Below are 20,768 nucleotides of genomic sequence, written 5' to 3'. Positions count from 1 at the left end.
TCACAGATGACCTGGTGAATCTAGCGACGTCCGAGTGTGGCAGCGCACAATGATCATTTTGTGAGCGGTGCCGCACTTTACTCACCAGCGCTTCTACACAGGCAGCTTGCAGAGTGAGGACACTACTCTTACCTTACCCGTTGCGCGGCCACCCACTCTTGGCGCGCCCCACCCAGCAAGTTCAGTTTGACGGACATTCTATGAGCCAGACTCTCGGCGTGGTCATGGACCCCATTGCCAATATCAACTTCAAAAAAGACACCTCCCTCGCCCTCCTGTTGGCGGCCGAGCGCGCAGGATTTGAGTTGTACTATTTCGAACAGGCAGACCTGTATCTCGACGGCGCCAAGCCGATGGGCAACGGTGCGCCGCTGCAGGTGTTCGAAGACCCGCAAAACTGGTTCAAACTCGGTGAGCGCAAGCCGGTGCACCTGGGCGACCTCGACGTGCTGCTGATGCGCGTGGACCCGCCGTTCGATAACGAATACATCTACGCGACCTACATTCTCGAAGCCGCCGAGCGCGCCGGCACCCTGGTTGCCAACAAGCCGCAGTCCCTGCGCGACTGCAACGAAAAGATTTTCGCCACCCACTTTGCCGACTGCATCCCGCCACTGATCGTGAGCCGCGACATGCAGCAACTGCGCGCTTTCCACAGCGAACACCAGGATGTGATTTTCAAACCCCTCGATGGCATGGGTGGCACCGGCATCTTTCACGTCAAGCCGGATGGCAGCAATATCGGCGCGATTCTCGAGACCCTTACCGAAGACGGCCAGCGCCAAATTATGGGGCAACGCTACATTCCCGAGATCAAAGACGGCGACAAGCGCATTTTGGTTGTAGACGGTGAGCCGGTACCTTATAGCCTCGCGCGCATCCCACAAGCCGGGGAAACCCGCGGCAACCTGGCGGCAGGCGGGCGCGGAGAGGCGCGCCCGCTCACTGAACGCGACCTGGAAATTGCTCACCGCGTCGGCCCCACGCTTAAAGAAAAGGGATTACTGTTTGTCGGCCTGGACGTAATCGGCGACTATCTCACCGAAGTCAACGTGACCAGCCCCACCTGTGTACGGGAAATTGACGCAGCCTTCGGTACCGATATCGGCGGTATGCTGATGCGCGCGATCACAGACCGATTGGCAAAAAAGGGATAAACTGCCTAGCGAATGGTCCAGTACCCGGCCCGCAACATTCAATCGGGCCGATGGGTGCTGAAATCGAGCAGAAGTAACCGCAACCGCAGTAACAACAATAACCAAAATGACCGCAGCTCCCAGCCAGCCCAAGCGCCAGACTCCGCCACACGCCCCGGCCAACCAACCATCCCAGGGTGATCGGTTTACCTTTGCCCTGTTTCTGGCCTGTGCCCTGCATGCTCTGTTGATATTCGGCGTTGCGTTTACCGCACCGGAGGCCCGTGAGGCACCGCCGACACTGGAAGTCACCCTGGCTCAACACCGCTCCATGGATGCACCGGAAGACGCCGACTATCTGGCACAGCACAACCAGCAAGCCAGCGGCACCGCGGAAACGCCCAAGGAACTGTCTGCCGACCGCTACGCGGAGATTGCCGACACCAGTATTCGACAGGTCAATCCGCTGCCCCAACAACAAGCAGCGCGCCCGGCAGACCAGCTGCGCCAGCTGATCACCACCATCGGCGATAGCCCCACTCAGGCACCAGAGCTTCCCGCCGAGGACAAACGATCGGAAGAAAGGCGCGGTGACGCGCCGTCAGACCTGCCTCCCACCAATCCGGAAATCGCCAGCCTGCAGGCACGCCTCGACAAGATTCGCCAGACCATTGCCCAGCGCCCACGGGTACGCCGCCTCACCTCAGTCGCCACCAAGGCCTCCCCTGATGCGGCCTACCTGCACGACTGGCGCCAGAAGGTAGAAGCAGTTGGCAACGACAACTTCCCCGAAGAAGCCCTCGCCCGGCAGATCACCGGCGACCTGCGTATGATGGTGCGCCTCTTGCCCACCGGCGCGGTCGAAGAAGTGGTCATCCTGGAGTCCTCCGGCGAACCCATCCTCGACGATGCCGCGCAGCAGATTGTGCGCCTGGCGGCGCCGTTCGCGCCTTTCCCCGCCGAAATTCGCCAGCAAGCCGACCGGCTGGAAATCATCCGCACCTGGCGCTTCGAAATGACCGGTTTCTCCACCGCCGCCGGTAAAACTCCCAGCCGCGGCTGACAGCCTCTAAACTAGCACCATGCAACCCACAAATACCGATAAGCTCGACAGCGATCTCACCAGCAACAGCCTGCGCGGGCAATTGCTTCTGGCCATGCCCGGCATGCAGGATCCGCGCTTCGTGCATGCGGTCGCATTTGTTTGCGAGCACAGCGCCGACGGCACCATGGGCGTGGTCATCAATGCGCCGAGTAAAGTGACCTGGAAAGAAGTGTTTTCCCAACTCGAACTCGACGACGTCAGTCTGCGCGGTGATGAACCGGTACTGGTGGGTGGCCCGGTGGCCCAGGAGCAGGGGTTTGTGCTGCACGGCCGCGGCATGCAGTTCGCCTCGACCGCCGAGGTCTCTGAAGACATCAGCCTGACTGCATCCAAGGACATTATCGAATCCCTCGCCGCCGGCCGCGGCCCCGACGACGTGCTACTGGCACTCGGTTACGCCGGCTGGGGACCCGGGCAACTGGAACAGGAAATTGCCGAAAATGCCTGGCTGACACTGCCGGCCTCCGCCGAAATCCTGTTTGCTACCCCGTGGGAAAAACGCTGGCAGGCCGCCGCCGCACGCCACGGGATTGACCTGAGCGGGATCGGCACCCAGTCCGGTCACGCTTAGGATTACGTTTTACGCAATGAAAGCCATCACCGCCCTCGCCTTCGACTTCGGCACCAGCTCCATTGGCCTGGCCTACGGCCAAAGCCTCACCGGCAGTGCCCGTGAACTGGATCCACTTCCGGCCAAAGACGGCAAGCCGGACTGGAACCGGGTACAAAGTATCGTCGACGAATGGAAACCCAAGGTGCTGGTGGTTGGGCTGCCACTGAACATGGACGGCAGTGAAAGCGAGTTTGGCGCCCGCGCGCGCAAATTTGGCCAGCGCCTGCACGGCCGCCTGGGCCTGCCGGTGGAATATGCCGATGAGCGCCTTAGCACCCGCGCCGCCAAAGACGAAGCGCGCGACCGTGGGCATCGCGGCAATTACGCCGACCAGCCGGTAGACTCCATCGCCGCACGCATCTTTCTCGAGGACTGGCTGCGCAACGTCGCCACCACCTGAGTCACTGGCCGGTAATCCGGCGCACAAGCTGGTAAACTTGCGCGCAACATCAGTCCAGCCAGTTTTCGCGCATGCCCGAATCAAACAACACCACCAGTTCCCCGATTTCCACTGTCCGCATCGCTACCCGCGAGAGCGCGCTGGCCCTGTGGCAGGCCCACTTCGTCAAAGGTGAACTGGAACGGCACCATCCGAATCTCACCGTGGAACTGCTGCCCATGACCAGCCGCGGCGACCAGCTGCTCAGCATCCCGCTGAACAAGGTGGGAGGCAAAGGGCTGTTTGTGAAAGAGCTGGAAAAAGCCATGCTGGAAGGCCGCGCCGATATCGCCGTGCACTCGATGAAGGACGTGCCGATGGAATTCCCTGAAGGCCTGCACCTGCCGGTGATCTGTGAGCGCGAAGACCCGCGCGATGCCTTTGTGAGCAATCACTACGCCTCTTTCGCAGATCTCCCGCAGGGCGCGGTAGTTGGCACCTCCAGCCTGCGCCGCCAGTGTCAGCTGCTGGCGGTGCGCCCGGATCTCGAGGTCAAATTCCTGCGTGGCAACGTGAATACCCGCCTGGCCAAACTGGACGCCGGCGAGTACGACGCTATCATCCTCGCCGCCGCCGGCCTGCTGCGCCTGGAAATGCGTGAGCGTATCGCCGCCTACATCGAGCCGGAAGTATTGCTGCCTGCGGGCGGCCAGGGCGCCGTGGGCATCGAGTGCCGCCGTGACCCGGCGCTGGAGGCCTTGCTGGCACCACTGCAGCACGATGAAACCCGCTTCCGTCTCGACGCCGAACGCGCCATGGTGCGCCGTTTGAATGGTGGCTGCCAGGTACCGATTGGCTGCTATGCAATTTTCAGTGACGAAAGTAAAACCCAGCTGTACCTGCGTGGCCTGGTGGGCAGCCCCGACGGCGCAACCATGCTGCGCGGCGAAGTCCACGGTTCTATCGAAGAAGCGAAATCCCTCGGCATTCGCCTGGCCGAACAACTGCTGCAGGCCGGCGCCGACGAGATCCTCGCGGCCATTTAATTCGACCACCGCAACCGCATAGCAATGACCCAACCCCTCGCCGGCCAGCGCATTCTGATCACTCGCCCCACGCACCAGAGCGACCGCTGGCAGGCACTGCTGCAAGCGCAGGGAGCGATAGTGGATAGCATTCCAATGCTGGCTATCGAACCGGTAACCGATGTGGACGCGGTACAGGCAGTAAAAAGCCTGATTATGGATTTTGACCAGTTCGACCACGCCATCTTTGTCTCGCAGAATGCGGTGCAATGCGGCTTTGACTGGCTGGATGATTACTGGCCGCAACTGCCGCAGGGGCCGCGGTACTACGCCATCGGCGCGGCAACGGCCAAAGCGATTCGCAACCGCGGCGCCGAGCCGGAGTCTTGCGACAGTGCTGCGATGGATTCTGAAGCGCTACTGGGCCTAGCGCCACTGCAAAACCCCGATGGCGAGCGTGTCATCCTCTTTCGCGGCCAGGGTGGGCGCCCACTGATCGGCCAGACACTGGCAGAGCGCGGCGCGCGCATCGACTACTGTGAGCTTTACCAGCGCCTGCTGCCGAGTGCAGCCTGCGAGCAACTGCGTGCCTACGCGCACACCCCCGATGCCATTACCCTGCACAGTGGGGAAACCCTGGAAAACTTGCAGCGCGCGCTGGAAGAGACCGGCAAACGCGCAGCGCTGAATAACTGCCCCCTGATCCTGCCGAGCCAGCGAGTTGCCGAACAGGCCCGGGCCCTCGGCTTCAGCAAGGTTTTTGCCGCCAAGAACGCTGGCGACGCGGCCATGCTGGACGCATTGAGCGAAGTAGTTTCCTCCCATCATTGCTGAAATTCCGCCGATCACGGTAAAAAATTTTATTTCCGCGCCAGACTTCCTATAAAGAACCGCTGCAGTCGCTATAATTTGGCGACAAATTTTCTAGCGGCCTCCGTGCAGTCCACCGCCCTGACAACCGCCAGAACGACCGGTGCCCCCACGCATCCACCCTGAGCAAGCGAGCCCATGAGCGATAAAAAAGCCCCAGCTTCCGCCACGCCGGACGACAAAAAAACCAATAACCAGAAAGACGTGCCTACGGTGACAGACAAGGCGGAGCCGAAGAGCAACTTCGCCAAGGCCGCAGAAGGTCGCGACACAAACGGCAAAAAGGGTGACAAGGCCGCAGTAAAAACTGGCGGCTCAAAGACCGGAGCAAATACAAAAGCCCCAACCAAGCCCCGCGCCGCAAAGAAGGGCAGCGGTTGGACCTGGTTCTGGTTGCTACTACTGGCACTCATTGCCCTCGCGGTCGCCGCCTGGTACTTCATTCCCAGTGTGCGCACCCAAGCCAACAGCCACCTGCAGAACTTGCCACTGGTGGGGCGGCATTTCGCTGCCGACACACAGACCATTTCGCAGAGTGGCCGCACCACGGCCACCCGAGACAATGTATCGACAGCGGGCGGCCAGTCGAAAGGCGCCGACAGCGTATCCTCTACACCCTCCGCCACGGGTAACAACAATGCCACCGACGCAGGGTCGACAAATAACCAGAGCGCAGCAGCCGACAGCGCGCAGCCACCAGTACCCGAGCAACCCATACTGCAGCCCAGCGAATCCCAGCCCACGCCGCCGACGGCAACTTCACCCACGCCGCCAGTAAACCAGAACCTTGAGTTGATCAAAGGCCTGCGCCAGCAACTGGAACAGCAAAATCAGGTGATCGAACAGCTGCAGCAACAGCTGGCTGGTGTACAGCGCAATGTCACCGCGCAGGGCAATCGCCTGAGCCAGCTGGGCAACGCCAGCCGCGAGGACTGGCAACTGGCCGAAGCGGATTACCTGCTGCGCCTGGCCAACCAGCGTCTGATGCTGGAGCAAGACAGCCGCTCCGCCCTCGGTCTGCTGCAGGAAGTCGACAAAATTATCCGCGACGTAGACATGCCGGATTTATACGGTGTGCGCCAGCAGCTGTCCCGCGATATCACCGCGCTCAAGCTGGTGGAAAACGTGGACCGCGAAGGCCTCTACCTGCGTTTGCGCGCGCTGGAGGAGCAGATGGTGAAATTGAACATCCAGCCCCAGTTCGACCTGGCCAAGCGCGATGCGGCCGCCATCCAGCAGCAGAACGACAACCCCGAGATCGGCGAGGCACACTTCCGCTCCAGCTGGGATAACTTCCTCAACTTCCTCAAAGGCTCCGTGCGCATTCGCGATGGCGAGGTGGACCCGGTACTGCTGTCGCCACAGAGTGAAACCCGATTCCGCCAGAGCCTGCGCCTGAATATGGAACAGGCCGAGTTGGCGGTACTGCGCGCGGACGACACCGTATTCAAGGATTCGATGAATCACGCGCGTCAACTGCTACTGGACTATGGCGTGGACAACCCGCAGCGCCAGGTAATCCTGCGTGAGCTGGAAGAACTCGCGCAGGAAAAAGTCAAAGTCGAGCTGCCCAACCTGAGCGCGTCGCAGACCGCACTGCGCAATTACATCGACAAAATGCACAAGGTTTCCTCCGGGCAAACCCCTGACAACGACAACGGAGGTAGCGACTGGTGAAACGCTTTCTCCTATTTACCCTGCTGTTGCTGCTCGGCGGCGCCTTCCTCGCCGAGGCCATGCGCTCCTACCCAGGCTACCTGCTATTAATGATCGGCGGCGATGGCGGGAAACGTATTGAAATGAACCTGTGGGTCGCCATCGGCGGCCTGGCCCTGGGCGTACTCGCGCTGTTCCTGTTTATCTGGTTGCTGCGCAGCATTGCGCGGGCGATTGGCGGCAGCGTCAGCCGCATCCGCTTCGGCCGCAGCCGTATTGCACGCCGCCGGCTTACCAACGGCCTGGTGGAGTTTATGGAAGGCAACTGGGCACGCGCGCGGCGATTACTGCTGAAAAGCGCCGCGCGCTCCGATGCGCCCATCATCAATTACCTGGCGGCCGCACGCAGTGCATTCGAACTCGGATACCGGGACGAAGCCAACGAGCTTCTGGCCAAGGCCGAAGCCACCGGCGACGACACCCAACTCGCCGTAGCCATCAGCCAGGCGCGCATGCAATTGCTCGACAAGCACTACGAGCAATGTATCGCCAGCCTGCAGCGCGCCATGCAGCAGGAGCCCAATCATCCGGCACTGCTACAACTGCTACGCCACGCCTATTACAACATCGGCGAATGGCACGGACTGCGCGAGCTGTTACCGAGACTGGAAAAACACGGCAGCATGCCCGAGTCGCAGTTCCAGCAGCTGGAGCTCGAGGTCTACCAGAACCTGCTGCGCGACGCCGCCAATCGCGACGATAAAGAAAAGTTGCGCGAAACCTGGCACAGCCTCAGCGGGCGCTGGCAGCGCAATATTGAGCTGCGCAATCTCTATGGGGAAATGCTGCACAAGGTGGGCGACGACGTTGAAGCGGAAAAACACCTGCGCTGGATTTTGAACCGGGAGTGGCGCGCGGACACCGTGCGTTTATACGGGCACCTGACCGGCGCCGACGCCAGTCAGCAGGTCACCATCGCCGAAGGCTGGCAGAAGGAATACGGGGAAAACGCCGATCTTCTCACCTGCCTGGGCCGTCTGTATCTGCGCAATCAAATCTGGGGCAAGGCGCGGCAGTACTTTGAAAAGAGCCTGCTGCTGCGCTCGGATCCGGAGACCTCCGCCGAGCTGGCGCGACTGCTGTATGCCCTCGGCGAAAAAGACAAAGCCGCGCAGCTGTATGAGCAAGGGCTGCTGCAGGCGGTCTCCACCCTGCCCCAGCTACCGCTACCCGACCAGCAAGCGCATATGCTCAGCACGCGGGCATCCTGATCACAGGAGTCCGCGCAACGCCTCCGGGGCCAGTCCCCAGCCGTATTTTTCGTTGTCCGCCAGCGCAACGGCTTCCGACGGTTCCAGGAAGGCCAGCTCATGGTTGGTCGACAATCCGATACTTTTCACATACTTCGGAATCTTCTAAAGCGATAAAAGCTTCCCAAGTAACAACAGAGCCCAGAAACGTCTTAACGCACAATGACAGAAGTTTCGTACAGCGCCTGTTTTATCATCCCAATCTGCTTATGCAGGAAATGTTCACCACTACCAGTGAAAGTCCACGCAATAGATACCAAATTAGAAAGTACGCAAATCCAGAATATTTGGCGAAAAGGTTGTTTCGATGTCTTGTGATTGAACAGTGCCTGCCCCAACAGGGCTCCCGGCCAACCACCAATGAACGACAGCAAATGCAGGGTATTTTCGCTGGTACGCCAGCGCCCCGTTAGTGCAGCCAACTTATCCCACCCATAGACCAAGATGGTCAAAATCGAGAGCATACCAATGAGATAGAGCATCTCAATTGGGTAACGGTTGATTGAAATCGCAAAAGCTATACCGGCTAAAAAACCGGCCACAATGGAGAACTGGAAAAATATGAACCACGCTTTTTTACTGCGTTTCATAGTTCAAACCACGACTGGCTATCATCCGCGGGCACCATCCGGCTGCATAGCGTCCCAACGCAGAATAGAAATGGGTTGCGTCCATCAAACTGGTGGCCGCTCCTATTGATCGCTAACCAGGTAATTCAGTATATCGACGACCTGTTGTGGGGTAGTTGCCCATGCATATGCCGCAGCGTCCACTTCTTTTAGGGGGTGGACGATATCTTCAGCATGCAAGGTAATGTATGGCTTACCCAGAGCGGCGCAATAGCCCGCATCAAACGCTGCATTCCATTGCTTATACTTATCACCAAACCGAATGATCGCAACATCACATTGTTCGATGAGCGTCTTTGTGCGTATTGCGTTTACTTTTGCCGACTTGTGATCGCGCCAAAAACCGGATTCTTCAGTGCCAAGCACATCACCTGCCGCATCACTGGCAGCGTGATCGGTGACTGCAGATGAAAAAACAAAATCACTCCCGGCACAACCATCGATAATTTGTTTGCGCCAGTCTGTGTGGATTTCACCGGAAAGATAGATGTTTAGCCCCATAATTGTATTCCTTAAACCTAAAATATACTTATATAAAAACTTCATTCTTTAAGCAGCATAAAGCAACCCGCTAACTTCTGCCGTTTGATAATGGCCGAGGGGAGCAAGCCGGTGTCCAATATACTTCCTAACGTCTTTACTTACTTTTATGGACTAACTTATGCGCATGCTGCTCCCAATCCTGGCCGTCAAATTCAGTGATGTTAATTGATACTGGTACGGTATCCAGGCAATTCACATTAATGTCGATACCATCTGGGTTTGACCTGGGCGTATAAAACGGCTTGATGCCGCACGCCTTACAAAAGGTATGCTTTGCAACGCCAGTGCCGAAGGTGTAGGTAGAAATCGAATCGGCCCCGGATAGCAAGCGAAATTTATTGAGCGGAACGATCAAATGTAGGAACCCGGACTTCGAACAGATTGAGCAGTTACAGCGATCGACCTCAAGTACTTCTGGGGCCTCCACCTCAAAAGTGATGGCTTCGCAGTGACAGCTACCCTGATAGAGCATCATATAATCTCACGTAAAGCCAACCTCACTGGGCCAGGCATTAAAATCCTCGCCAACCGTTTTTATCATATCCATACGCCCTCCCTGGCGCTGTGGTGGCTTATTTAAAGTCCGAGCTCACCCCAGATCTCGTCGACTTTCTGCGTTACTTCCGGGTCTTTCACAATTGGGCGCCCCCACTCGCGGGTGGTTTCGCCTTCCCACTTGTTGGTGGCGTCAAAACCGATTTTGGAACCCAGGCCGGATACCGGTGAGGCGAAGTCCAGGTAGTCGATGGGTGTGTTTTCGACCATGACGGTGTCCCGCGCGGGATCCATTCGGGTGGTCATGGCCCAGATCACATCCTTCCAGTCGCGGGCGTTCACGTCGTCGTCGGCAACGATGACGAACTTGGTATACATAAACTGCCGCAGGAAGGACCAGACGCCCATCATCACGCGCTTGGCGTGGCCGGGGTACTGCTTCTTCATGGTGACCACCGCCAAGCGATAGGAGCAGCCTTCCGGGGGCAGGTAGAAATCGACGATTTCCGGGAACTGCTTGCGCAGGATGGGCACGAAGACTTCGTTCAGCGCTTCGCCGAGTACCGCCGGTTCATCGGGTGGACGGCCGGTGTAGGTACTGTGGTAAATAGGGTCTTTGCGATGGGTAATTTTCTCGACGGTGAAGACCGGGAAGCTGTCCACCTCGTTGTAGTAGCCGGTGTGGTCCCCATAGGGGCCCTCATCCGCCATATCTTCTGGGTAGATATAGCCCTCGAGCACGTATTCGGCGCTTGCCGGCACCTGCAGGTTACTGAGTTTGGCCTCGGCCACTTCGGTCTTGCTTCCGCGCAACAGGCCGGCAAATGCGTATTCCGACAGGGTATCGGGTACGGGGGTGACGGCGCCGAGGATGGTGGCGGGATCGGCACCGAGCGCGACGGCTACCGGAAAGGGCTCACCGGGGAATTCCTGCTGCCACTCGCGGAAGTCCAGGGCACCGCCGCGATGGGAGAGCCAGCGCATGATCAGGCGGTTCTTGCCGATCAGCTGCATGCGGTAGATGCCGAGGTTCTGGCGCTTCTTTTCCGGTCCGCGGGTAATCACCAGCGGCCAGGTGACTAGCGGCGCGGCGTCGCCGGGCCAGCAGGTCTGTATCGGCAGTTTGGTGAGGTCGATGTCGCCAGTTTCGATTTCGATCTGCTGAGAGTCGGCCTTACTCACGACTTTCGGCCCCATATTCATGACTTGTTTGAATATGGGGAGCTTTTGCCAAGCGTCCTTGAAACCCTCTGGCGGCTGCGGCTCCTTGAGGAACGCCAGCAGCTCACCAACCTGGCGCAGCTCGGAGATGGACTCTTTACCCATACCAAGGGCGACGCGCTCGGGCGTACCAAATAGGTTGGCGAGCACCGGGGTATCGTAGCCGGTGGGGTTTTCAAACAGCAACGCCGGGCCACCGGCACGCAGGACGCGGTCGGCGATTTCTGTCATTTCCAGGTAGGGGCTTACCGGGTGGGTAATACGCTTCAGCAGGCCGCGCTTTTCCAGCAGCTTGATAAAGTCGCGCAGATCTTTGTATTTCATGCTTTATGGGTCGACGGGAAATTCACCGGCCAGTGTAAAACAGTCAGCACAAAATAGGGAACGAACGCTGTCAATTCGACAGAGTTGGGGAGATTTAGGGAGGGGAGAACAACCCGCAGTACAGGACTGCGGGCTGCCGAACTTCTAAGAAATCTTAGAAGCGGGGACGACGCGGACGGTCTTCGCGCGGCTTGGCTTCGTTAACACGGATGTTACGGCCAGACAGCGGCTGATCATTCATTTCTTCGATTGCCTTACGCGCTTCGTCGTCGTTCGGCATTTCTACGAAACCAAAACCTTTAGAACGGCCAGTTTCCCGGTCAGTGATTACAGTAGCCCGGGAGATTTCACCGAACGCACCAAAAGCTTCGTGCAGTTCGTCAGAGGTTACGCCGTAGGCCAGATTTCCAATATAGATATTCACAAAAAAGTCTCACATGAGTAAGTGGGCTGTCGTGCATTCACAAACGGATAACCAGCACCACCACGTTATCCACTTGAGTTTGGTCCGGAGTCAGACAACTTCCCAGCTATCTGGAACCAATTCGGTAAGTGTTGAAAAACCGCACAACACATTGGTGGAAGCCTTTATATGCCTAACACCGAGGGTTTTCAACTGAATTCGACGTAATTTCACGCCTCATTCAACGTATTGCAAATTTCATCTGCATTACACGAAAAAGGCCGGCATTTAATGCCGGCCTTCATACTAAAAGAGAATTATTTCCGTTTCATGGACAGGAAGAATTCATCATTCGTCTTAAAGTCTTTGAGCTTATCGATAAGGAATTCGGTGGCGGCCAAATCTTCCATATCATGAAGCAGCTTGCGCAGGATCCAAACGCGCTGCAGCTCACCTTCCGGCATTAGCAGTTCTTCGCGGCGAGTACCGGAGCGGCGCACGTTAATTGCGGGATATACGCGTTTTTCAGCGATCTTGCGATCCAGCTGCAGTTCCATGTTGCCGGTACCTTTGAATTCCTCAAAGATCACTTCGTCCATTTTGGAGCCGGTATCCACAAGTGCGGTGGCGATAATCGACAGGCTACCGCCTTCTTCGATGTTACGCGCTGCACCAAAGAAGCGCTTCGGGCGCTCCAGTGCGTGCGCGTCCACACCACCGGTGAGCACCTTACCGGAGCTGGGCACAGTGGTGTTGTACGCACGTGCCAGACGGGTAATGGAGTCCAGCAGGATCACCACATCTTTTTTGTGCTCTACCAGACGCTTGGCTTTTTCAATCACCATCTCTGCAACCTGCACGTGACGCGCAGGCGGCTCGTCAAAGGTCGAGGCAACCACTTCACCGCGCACCGAGCGCTGCATTTCAGTGACTTCTTCCGGGCGCTCGTCGATCAGCAGAACAATCAGGTGACATTCCGGGTTATTGCGGGTAATCGCCTGTGCCATGTTCTGCAGCATAATGGTTTTACCGGCCTTGGGCGGTGCCACGATCAAGCCACGCTGACCTTTACCGATTGGGGCTACCAGATCGATGATCCGGCCGATCAGGTCTTCAGAGGAACCATTACCGCACTCCAGTCCCAGCCGGTCATTCGGGAACAGCGGCGTGAGGTTTTCAAACAGAATCTTGTTGCGCGCGTTTTCCGGCTTATCGAAGTTGATGTCGCTGACTTTCAGCAGGGCGAAGTAGCGTTCACCTTCTTTAGGGGGGCGAATTTTGCCGGAGATGGAATCGCCGGTACGCAGGTTGAAGCGGCGAATCTGACTCGGGGAAACATAGATGTCGTCCGGGCCCGCGAGGTATGAGGAGTCTGCGGAGCGCAGGAAGCCAAAACCATCCTGGAGGATTTCCAATACACCTTCGCCGTAGATGTCTTCACCGCTTTTGGCGTGGCGCTTCAGGATATTGAAAATAATGTCCTGTTTGCGCGAGCGGGCGAGGTTTTCGAGCCCCATGCCCTTGGCAATTTCAATCAGCTCTTCAATGGGTTTGGTTTTTAATTCAGAAAGGTTCATACCAATTGCTTTATTACGGTTTCTTCTGTCGGTTCGCGCGGACGCGCTGGACGTTTCTGCGGAGGGAGTTGAAGTTTCGATGGTGATAATGCCTAGTTCGACATGCTGGCTGGATTACTAACCGAAGCAACACTCATTCAAGTTATTCACGTTTTCTCTCGAACCCTAATCGATAACAACGACCCGGGTAAAACGGATCCCTATTTACCACGACACTAGTGCCTGATTGCCAATATGGCTGCGACAGATATGCCAGTGGGGGATGTTCAACTTGAGGAGTTTGCGCCGGAGAGGCCGCGTCAGCAGCGGGGTTGGCGACTTGGCTCAGGTTTAGACTGAACAGTTAATTTGATTACTAGCCAGTATAACCGCAGTTCGGCATCCTGCAAGGGCTATTTCGCAAGCCTGGGGCGCCATTACCCGGGGCTTCGCCCCTCTTATCTCCTGTCGCGCATGAGGCCCAATGCCCCAAAACGACACAGGGCGCCAATGGCGCCCTGCGGGATCGATCAGATCTGGCTGTCGATAAACTCGGTCAGCTGAGCTCGGGACAGAGCGCCGACCTTGGTGCCTTCCACGTTGCCGCCTTTAAACAGCAGCAGGGTCGGGATGCCGCGCACGTTGTACTTGGCCGCGGCCTCTTTGTTCGCATCTACGTCCACTTTGACGATTTTCAGCTTCTCGCCGTAGTGACCGGAAAGATCTTCCAGAACCGGAGCGATCATCTTGCAGGGGCCACACCACTGTGCCCAGAAGTCTACCAATACCGGGCCTTCGGCCTTCAGTACTTCGGCTTCAAACTCTGCATCGGTTACGTTTACGATGTTCGCGCTCATAATGCTTTCCTGTGGTTCTGTTTCTTCAGGCCGGTGCCCGGACTGGCAGACATAATAAGTAGGGTCCGCAGCCCCCGCAAGGCAATTACTTTCACCATTCATGGCGTTTTGCCCTATATGCGGTCCGATTTGGGGTTTTCAAGGGTAACGCTGTGGAATACCGCAGCGGCTCAGCTTTCCACCAGATAACGCTGCAATATCTCGTCTATATAGTCATAGCCAAATCGGGTGGTGCCAATGGTGGGCCCCAGTGGGCGCACCAGCTCCATCGCCTCGAGGCGCCGCCATTCCCGGCGCAAGGTATCGAGCGGCAGCCCGGTATATTGCTCAAAACTCTGCGCGGGCACCCCGGCTTCGAGCCGCAAGGCATTCATCAGGAACTCCAGCGGGCGATCCTCCCCCGCCACCTCCTGCAGCTTGGGCAGTGGAAACTCCACGCCGCCGGCACCGGTTCCACAACCCAGTGCCAGGTAGTGCTTCGGCGCGCGGGTTCGCTGGGTGCGCAAAATTCGCCCGGTTTGCGGCAAGGTCACCTTGCCGTGGGCACCGGCACCAATACCGAGGTAGTCGGCAAAGGACCAGTAATTGAGGTTGTGCCGGGAGGCGAGCCCCGCACGGCCATAGGCCGACACCTCATAGCGGCCATAGCCCTGCTCTGCCAAATACGCCCGGCCGACCTTTTGGATCGCCGCAATCTGCTCGGACCCGGGAGTAACCGGGGGTGCCGAGTAAAAGGCGGTATTGGGTTCGATGGTGAGCTGGTACCAGGAAATATGCTCGGCACCCAGGGCAACCGCCTGCGCCAGGTCCTGCAGCGCTTCAGTCTCGCCCTGCCCCGGCAGGCCGTGCATCAGGTCGATATTGATATTATCGAAACCCGCCGTGCGCGCCTGGGTCGCCGCGGTCAGCGCCTCGGGGCCAGAGTGGATGCGCCCGAGGTTCTGCAGCTGCAGCGGGTCGAAGCTCTGCACTCCGATCGACAGGCGATTGACGCCGGCGTGGCGATAGCCGGCAAACTTGGCCTGCTCAAAGGTACCCGGGTTCGCTTCCAGGGTGATCTCGATGTCGTCGGCAAAGCCCACCAGCGACTCGGCGAGATCGAGAATGCGGCCGATGGCCAGCGGCGAAAACAGGCTGGGCGTACCGCCGCCAAAGAAAATGGAGCCAAACTTGCGCCCCTGAACCCAGGGCAACTGGCTGCGCAGATCGCGCTCCAGCTGATCCACATAGTCTGCCTCTGGCAGATGACGCTCACCGGCTGGACTGCCCTGCGCATGCTCCAGGGTGCCGGCAACAAATTCATGGGAGTTGAAATCGCAATACGGACACTTGCGCACACACCAGGGGATATGCACGTAGAGGCTGAGCGGTGGCAACGCCAACAGCGAGCGGCCGGTACCCTGAGCGGTCATCTAGAAAAACTTCGTGCCGGTTACGCTATGGGCCTGCTGTTCCGGCACCACCATTTCCTCATGCCACAGCTGCTCGAACTTTTTCACCGCATGCGCCCGGTGGCTGAGACGGTTTTTCACTTCTCGCGGCAACTGTGCCGAGGTGAGCTGTTCCGAGGGAACGTAAAACAGCGGATCGTAGCCAAAACCCTGATCGCCGGCGGGTGCAGTCAGGATTACCCCGCTCCAGCGCGCGGTACATACCAGCGGGACGGGGTCATCCGCGGCGCGCACAAAGGCCAGTGCGCAGTGAAAACTGGCACCGCGTTTTTCTGCGGGCACACCTTCCAGCGCTTGCAGCAGTTTCTGGTTGTTCTCAGCGTCGCTGGCGCCGGCACCGGCGTAACGCGCAGAATAAATACCCGGTGCGCCGCCGAGTGCGTCCACCGCCAGTCCCGAGTCATCCGCCAGCGCGGGCAAACCACTGGCGCGGCTCGCATGGCGCGCCTTGATCAGGGCATTTTCAATAAAACTGAGACCGGTTTCTTCCGCCTCATCCTGCAAAAATTCGGACTGAGGCAACACCGCAATCTGCCAGCCAGAAAACAATTGGGAAAACTCTTTCAGCTTGCCCGCATTGCCACTGGCGAGGACGATTTTTTCCATAGGAAGCGAGTTCCGTTCAACGCAAAACAGCGAACGCGCTGCGCTCGCTGTTATTCAAGTAAAAGGGTGACGGTTTGCGATTCAGTTCTTGTGCAACTGGCGACGGAAGGTCAGCTGCTGCTTGCTGCCGTCGGGCATTACCAGATCGATTTTGAAAGTCAGGCTTTCTTCGTTCTCAAAGCGGAACGGCGCCAGGTAATACACCGCGTCGCCATCGCGCACTTCCTGAAACACCAGGGGGCGCGACTGCTGGATCAGGTTCATCGCGTTGCCGGAAACGCCAGCACTCTCACCCTTGGTACCGTCTTTTTTACCGACGGAAATATTCACAAAGGCCCGGTCACGGGCACGCACCAGATTGTACTCACGCGCAATTTCCGGAGGGATAAAGTCGCTGTTAAACACCGAATAGCTCACCCGGTAATCGCCGAAGTCCTGATGGTTCTCGATGATCTTGGCTTGTTGCGCCGCGGCCGCTGCAGCCCACAGCAATAAGGCCACAGAAATAAATGCAGCAAAATAACGTTTCACGGCGTCCTCCTGTCTGGTTTCCATGCGCACTCAGGCTTCTTGCAGCCTGAACACATGGCGGATAAAACGACCCACTACAAATAATATTAGCGAGTCAGATGGTAAATCGCTGTCTCGCCGAATAAATTCGGCAAAAAGTCCTTCAACACGCCGGAAACCGGGGACTCCGATACCGCCTGGCGGTGCAGAATCTTCCAGTTGTGCTCCCGACACAGCACTTCAAAGTCTTTGAAAGTACAAAAGTGAATATTGGGCGTGTCGTACCATTCGTAAGGTAATAAATCCGACACTGGCATGCGACCCGAAAAGGCCAGGTGCCAGCGCGCCTTCCACTGCCCGAAATTGGGGAAAGTTATAATGCATTCGCGCCCGACCCGCAGCATTTCCTCTACCACCAGGTGCGGAAAACGCAGGGTTTGCAGGGCCTGGGTCATTAGCACCGTATCGAAACTGTGATCGGCGAAATTTTTCAGGCCGTTATCCAGGTTCTGCTCCACCACGTTGACACCGCGCTCGACGCATTTTTGGATTTCTTCCGGATCGATTTCAACGCCGTAGCCACTGACCTGCTTCTCGCTGGCCAGACGTGCAAGCAGCGCACCATCACCACAACCCAGGTCGAGCACCCGCGATTGCGCCGGCACCCAGTTGTGGATGATATCGAGATCCTTACGCATCATTGGACCACCTCGGCGCGTGCGCTGTCCGCCAGTTCGCGGGCAACATTATTCATATACGCAGCGAAAATATTTTCGTAGCGCGCGTTCGGCAACAGGAAGGCGTCGTGGCCCATGGGCGACTCCACCTCCGCGTAGGTGACCGGTACATTGGCGTGCATCAGAGCGTCGGCAATTTCCCGGGAGCGTTCCGGCGCAAAGCGCCAGTCGGAGGTGAACGACACCAACAGGAATTTACTGCGCGCATGGGAGAATGCCGCCACCGGGTCGTCATCGTATTCCCGCGCGAGATCGAAATAATCCAGGGCACGGGTCATCAGGATATAGGTATTCGGGTCAAAGCTGCCAGAGAAGGAGTCGCCCTGATAGCGCAGATAGCTCTGCACCTGGAACTCCACCAGCTCTTCCACACCCTGTTCAAAGGTGCCGGAGCGCAATTCACGGCCGAATTTCTTGCCCAGCCCATCGTCCGACAGGTAGGTGATGTGTCCGATCATGCGCGCAACCGCGAGGCCATGGCGCGGCAAAGTATCTTCTTCCAGATAGCGACCATCCCGAAAATCCGGGTCCGAGGTGATGGCCTGGCGGGCGGTTTCGTTAAACGCAATATTTTGCGCAGACAATTTCATCGCCGAGGCGATCACCACGCAATGGCGCAAACGCTCCGGGTATTCCAGTGACCAGCGCATGGCCTGCATGCCACCCAGACTGCCACCGACCACCGCAGCCCACTGCTGGATACCCAGTAAGTCGGCCAGTTGGGCCTGGCTGTGTACCCAGTCGCGCGCGCGCAGCGGCGGGAAGTCTGCACCCCAGGGTTTGCCGGTTTCCGGGTTGATGGAGGTTGGCCCGGTGGAGCCGTGGCAACCACCGAGATTGTTCAGGGCAACCACGAAAAACCTGTTGGTGTCGATGGGTTTGCCGGGGCCGATATAGTGATCCCACCAGCCCGGACGCTTGTCGCTGGCACTGTGGTAACCGGCGGCGTGGTGGTGGCCGGACAGCGCATGGCAGATGAGTACGCCGTTGCTTTTGTCGGCGTTAAGTTTCCCGTAGGTTTCGTAGACCAGGGTGTATTCGTCCAGCACGCGGCCACAGGCCAGTTTGAACGGGCCTGGGAATGTGTGGCTTTTTGGCTCGACAATACCGACGGAGTTGGCGGGCAGCCCTGCCGGTTTTCCTGAGTGGTGAGATTGCGCTTCCGTGGTCAAAGTTTTTCGCATTTACTTACTGGGCGGGGCGCCAAGTTTACGAAAGCTGGGGACTGTAGTACACCTGTTAGCTTGCTGTGGTCACGCGCCGCCGTGCCCCCGAGGGCACAGCTAACCGCAAAAATTGCCCACAAGCTAGGAAGTGGCGGGCGCCTTCAGTGGGGTGACATTATCCGCAACCGCCGCTACCGGCGCCGGTGCAATCGGCTGTGGCGCCGCCTGGGTGTGCTTGAGCAGATCTTCCAGCGCACCCAGCGCGCTGTGGTTGCGCACCAGTTCTTCTTCCAGCGTACGCAGGTCGGTGCGCTTGCCCTGGGTTTTCTGCTTGAGCTCGGTAAGCTTGATCATGTGGCGGTTCAACAGGTGCTTCTGGTACTGCACATGCTGTTTCAGTGGCTCGAGCACCTGTTCCAGCCAGCCATCCACGGAGGAGATCATCTGGCTGTACATGCGGCCCACCTCGTTGGCGAGGGTTGCCACGAAGCGTTCGGTCAGGCGATTACGTCGCGCCAGCAGCAGCTGTGGTGAACGGCGCAATTGCGCCGCCTGGCGGTGCAGGCCGCGCAGAGCCGCCCGGAAGCCGCCAATATCAAAGTGCTGCTCGTTGGAAACGATGTTGTTCAGGGTCGAGCGATCGTAAATCGCATCTACCAGACGGTTGGTCTGATCCACTTCCCGCTCGAGATTGGACAGCTGATATTCCACGCCCCCCATAAAACCATCAATGGCGCGGGCCAGTCCCAGCGGCGACCAGCGCTCGTTCAATGCCGTGCGGGTTTCGTCGATCAGCTGCTGTAGCTGCTGGCTGGACACCGGTGCCAGCAGGGAGGCGCGCTGGCGGGCCAGCATGCGCTGGCTGGATTTCAGGGTCAGCAGCTCCTGGTGACAGTACTTGTGCTGCTCCTTGGCGGTGGCGTGCAGCTGCTTCAGTTCTTCAAACTGCTCCGGGCTGGCGGAGCCGCGGCGCTTCAGGTGGTCCAGCGTTGCACGGCCACTGTTGAGACGATTCTTGAGCAGGTCGCGGGTGTCTGCCATCAGGGTCAGGGCCTGATGCAGCGAGCGGTGATTGGCCACCTTGTCGCGGTGCTCCATCAAACGCTGCACCAGCAGCTTTTCGAACTCGCCAAAGCAGCTTTGTTGCAGCAGCATCGGGTCGCGCTCGGCGCGCGCCAGCAGGGCTTTTTTCGCGGACACGCCGACCACGTTTTCCTGTGGCAGCGACAGCAGCTTGCTCACCTCACCGCGCATCTTGCGCAGCATCTGGTCCGGGTCTTCGTCCGGGTCGTCCCACAGTACGTCGATCTTATTCAACAGCGCCATTACTGCGGTGCCGCGATGCTCCTTGAGCGGCACCAGATGGGTTTCCCACATATTGAGGTCGGTGCCGCTGACACCGGCATCGGCGGAGAGCAGGAAGGCCACCGCCTGTGCACTCGGCAGGGTGGATAGGGTCAATTCCGGCTCGTTCCCCAGGGCATTGAGCCCGGGGGTATCAATAATGCGCAGGCCCTGGGCCAGCAGCGGATGCGGCAGGGAAATCAGTGCGTAGCGCCACGCCGGGATCTGCACCAAATTGCCATTACCATCCAGGTGGCGACGGTCAAAACCGTAGCGCGCAGCTTCTTCCGGCATCACCGCCTTGGTGGCAGCCACCTTCATCAGCGCTTCGCGAGTGGCGCCCGCATCTTCCGGGTCAAAATCAAAGTTGACCCACTTCTGCGGAATACGGCGGAAGCTTTCCAGGCTGGTATTGGTGGCCAGGGTCTCGATGGGCAGCAGGCGGACAGACGCCTGTTCAGTGCCATCACTGTAAATTTCGGTGGGGCACATGGTGGTGCGGCCGGGGCGCGAGGGCAGCAGCCGCTTGCCATAAGTGTGTGACAAGAGCGCGTTGATCAGCTCGGTCTTGCCGCGGGAGAACTCACCTACCAAGGCGACGGTAAACTGGTCATCCACCAGTAACTGGCGCGCCTGCTGCACCACCTGGCGGGCACCGGCAGAGTTGGGAAAGTGCTCTTCCAGCCAGTGACTAAACCGGTGGAACTGCGTATCCAACCCCTTCTTCCAGAGATCGTAGTCGGCTATGTGCTGGCGCAAGGTCACATCTTCCATGTTTGGGAGTTCTTATTCTTACTACTTGGACGAATTTACAATTTCACCGGGCATTCTC

21 protein-coding genes are annotated in these 20,768 nt (G+C 58.3%); 8 read left to right on the top strand and 13 right to left on the bottom strand.

What is annotated here, in order from left to right; all coding sequences use genetic code 11:
• Positions 1-200: 200 nt before the first annotated feature.
• The 8 genes from gshB (at position 201) to ACP15R_RS17695 (ending at position 8,055) form a co-directional block, all read left to right on the top strand.
• Positions 201-1,157 carry a glutathione synthase gene (gshB, locus tag ACP15R_RS17730; protein ID WP_224867738.1) on the top strand — a complete coding sequence of 319 codons (957 nt, stop codon included), beginning with the start codon at positions 201-203 and terminating at the stop codon, positions 1,155-1,157.
• Positions 1,158-1,263: 106 nt separating this feature from the next.
• Positions 1,264-2,199: an energy transducer TonB gene (locus ACP15R_RS17725; protein WP_224867740.1), complete on the top strand. Its 936-nt coding sequence runs from the start codon at positions 1,264-1,266 to the stop codon at positions 2,197-2,199.
• 19 nt (positions 2,200-2,218) lie between these two features.
• The gene (locus ACP15R_RS17720) at positions 2,219-2,812 is read left to right on the top strand and encodes a YqgE/AlgH family protein (RefSeq protein ID WP_224867742.1); all 594 of its coding nucleotides are present in this window, start codon (positions 2,219-2,221) and stop codon (positions 2,810-2,812) included.
• A gap of 16 nt (positions 2,813-2,828) precedes the next feature.
• The gene (ruvX, locus tag ACP15R_RS17715; RefSeq protein WP_222229311.1) at positions 2,829-3,254 is read left to right on the top strand and encodes a Holliday junction resolvase RuvX; all 426 of its coding nucleotides are present in this window, start codon (positions 2,829-2,831) and stop codon (positions 3,252-3,254) included.
• A 71-nt stretch (positions 3,255-3,325) separates the two neighbouring features.
• On the top strand, positions 3,326-4,279 hold the full coding sequence (hemC, locus tag ACP15R_RS17710; protein ID WP_224867745.1) for a hydroxymethylbilane synthase: 954 nt from the start codon (positions 3,326-3,328) through the stop codon (positions 4,277-4,279).
• Between the two features lie 24 nt (positions 4,280-4,303).
• Positions 4,304-5,092 (top strand): uroporphyrinogen-III synthase, encoded by a 789-nt coding sequence (locus ACP15R_RS17705; RefSeq protein ID WP_224867747.1) that lies wholly within the window; start codon positions 4,304-4,306, stop codon positions 5,090-5,092.
• 174 nt (positions 5,093-5,266) lie between these two features.
• Positions 5,267-6,805 carry a uroporphyrinogen-III C-methyltransferase gene (locus ACP15R_RS17700; RefSeq protein WP_224867749.1) on the top strand — a complete coding sequence of 513 codons (1,539 nt, stop codon included), beginning with the start codon at positions 5,267-5,269 and terminating at the stop codon, positions 6,803-6,805.
• Positions 6,802-8,055, top strand: coding sequence for a heme biosynthesis HemY N-terminal domain-containing protein (locus ACP15R_RS17695; RefSeq protein ID WP_224867751.1), 1,254 nt, complete (start codon positions 6,802-6,804; stop codon positions 8,053-8,055). Before ACP15R_RS17700 ends, ACP15R_RS17695 begins: the two co-directional genes overlap by 4 nt.
• A gap of 191 nt (positions 8,056-8,246) precedes the next feature.
• Here the strand turns inward: ACP15R_RS17695 and ACP15R_RS17690 are convergent, their stop codons facing one another.
• From ACP15R_RS17690 to ACP15R_RS17630, 13 genes are all read right to left on the bottom strand, one after another.
• Positions 8,247-8,684: a DUF1294 domain-containing protein gene (locus tag ACP15R_RS17690; protein ID WP_224867753.1), complete on the bottom strand. Its 438-nt coding sequence runs from the start codon at positions 8,682-8,684 to the stop codon at positions 8,247-8,249.
• A 102-nt stretch (positions 8,685-8,786) separates the two neighbouring features.
• Entirely contained in the window at positions 8,787-9,224 is a 438-nt protein-coding gene (locus ACP15R_RS17685; RefSeq protein ID WP_224867754.1) for a YtoQ family protein, read from the bottom strand.
• A gap of 136 nt (positions 9,225-9,360) precedes the next feature.
• Positions 9,361-9,738: a GFA family protein gene (locus ACP15R_RS17680; protein ID WP_424987597.1), complete on the bottom strand. Its 378-nt coding sequence runs from the start codon at positions 9,736-9,738 to the stop codon at positions 9,361-9,363.
• 104 nt (positions 9,739-9,842) lie between these two features.
• Positions 9,843-11,306 (bottom strand): 4-hydroxy-3-polyprenylbenzoate decarboxylase, encoded by a 1,464-nt coding sequence (gene ubiD / locus ACP15R_RS17675; RefSeq protein ID WP_224867758.1) that lies wholly within the window; start codon positions 11,304-11,306, stop codon positions 9,843-9,845.
• Positions 11,307-11,460: 154 nt separating this feature from the next.
• On the bottom strand, positions 11,461-11,730 hold the full coding sequence (locus tag ACP15R_RS17670) for an RNA recognition motif domain-containing protein (protein WP_010133764.1): 270 nt from the start codon (positions 11,728-11,730) through the stop codon (positions 11,461-11,463).
• Positions 11,731-12,026: 296 nt separating this feature from the next.
• Positions 12,027-13,286, bottom strand: a complete 1,260-nt coding sequence (gene rho, locus ACP15R_RS17665) for a transcription termination factor Rho (protein WP_010133763.1) — start codon at positions 13,284-13,286, stop codon at positions 12,027-12,029.
• Between the two features lie 509 nt (positions 13,287-13,795).
• Positions 13,796-14,122, bottom strand: coding sequence for a thioredoxin TrxA (gene trxA / locus ACP15R_RS17660; protein ID WP_077399614.1), 327 nt, complete (start codon positions 14,120-14,122; stop codon positions 13,796-13,798).
• 170 nt (positions 14,123-14,292) lie between these two features.
• Positions 14,293-15,534 carry a radical SAM family heme chaperone HemW gene (hemW, locus tag ACP15R_RS17655; protein ID WP_224867760.1) on the bottom strand — a complete coding sequence of 414 codons (1,242 nt, stop codon included), beginning with the start codon at positions 15,532-15,534 and terminating at the stop codon, positions 14,293-14,295.
• Positions 15,535-16,179: an RdgB/HAM1 family non-canonical purine NTP pyrophosphatase gene (gene rdgB, locus ACP15R_RS17650; RefSeq protein WP_224867762.1), complete on the bottom strand. Its 645-nt coding sequence runs from the start codon at positions 16,177-16,179 to the stop codon at positions 15,535-15,537. It lies immediately after the preceding gene.
• 81 nt (positions 16,180-16,260) lie between these two features.
• The gene (locus ACP15R_RS17645; RefSeq protein ID WP_224867763.1) at positions 16,261-16,710 is read right to left on the bottom strand and encodes a DUF4426 domain-containing protein; all 450 of its coding nucleotides are present in this window, start codon (positions 16,708-16,710) and stop codon (positions 16,261-16,263) included.
• Between the two features lie 86 nt (positions 16,711-16,796).
• The gene (gene metW / locus ACP15R_RS17640; RefSeq protein ID WP_224868662.1) at positions 16,797-17,387 is read right to left on the bottom strand and encodes a methionine biosynthesis protein MetW; all 591 of its coding nucleotides are present in this window, start codon (positions 17,385-17,387) and stop codon (positions 16,797-16,799) included.
• Complete coding sequence (metX, locus tag ACP15R_RS17635) at positions 17,387-18,610, bottom strand: homoserine O-succinyltransferase MetX (protein ID WP_224867764.1); 1,224 nt, start codon at positions 18,608-18,610, stop codon at positions 17,387-17,389. The genes metW and metX overlap by 1 nt, the downstream gene beginning before the upstream one ends.
• Before the next feature lie 123 nt (positions 18,611-18,733).
• Entirely contained in the window at positions 18,734-20,710 is a 1,977-nt protein-coding gene (locus ACP15R_RS17630) for a dynamin family protein (protein ID WP_224867765.1), read from the bottom strand.
• Positions 20,711-20,768: the final 58 nt, after the last annotated feature.

The sequence above is a fragment of the Microbulbifer sp. S227A genome, assembly GCF_049800935.1.
This window is presented reverse-complemented; position numbering and strand designations above follow the sequence as displayed.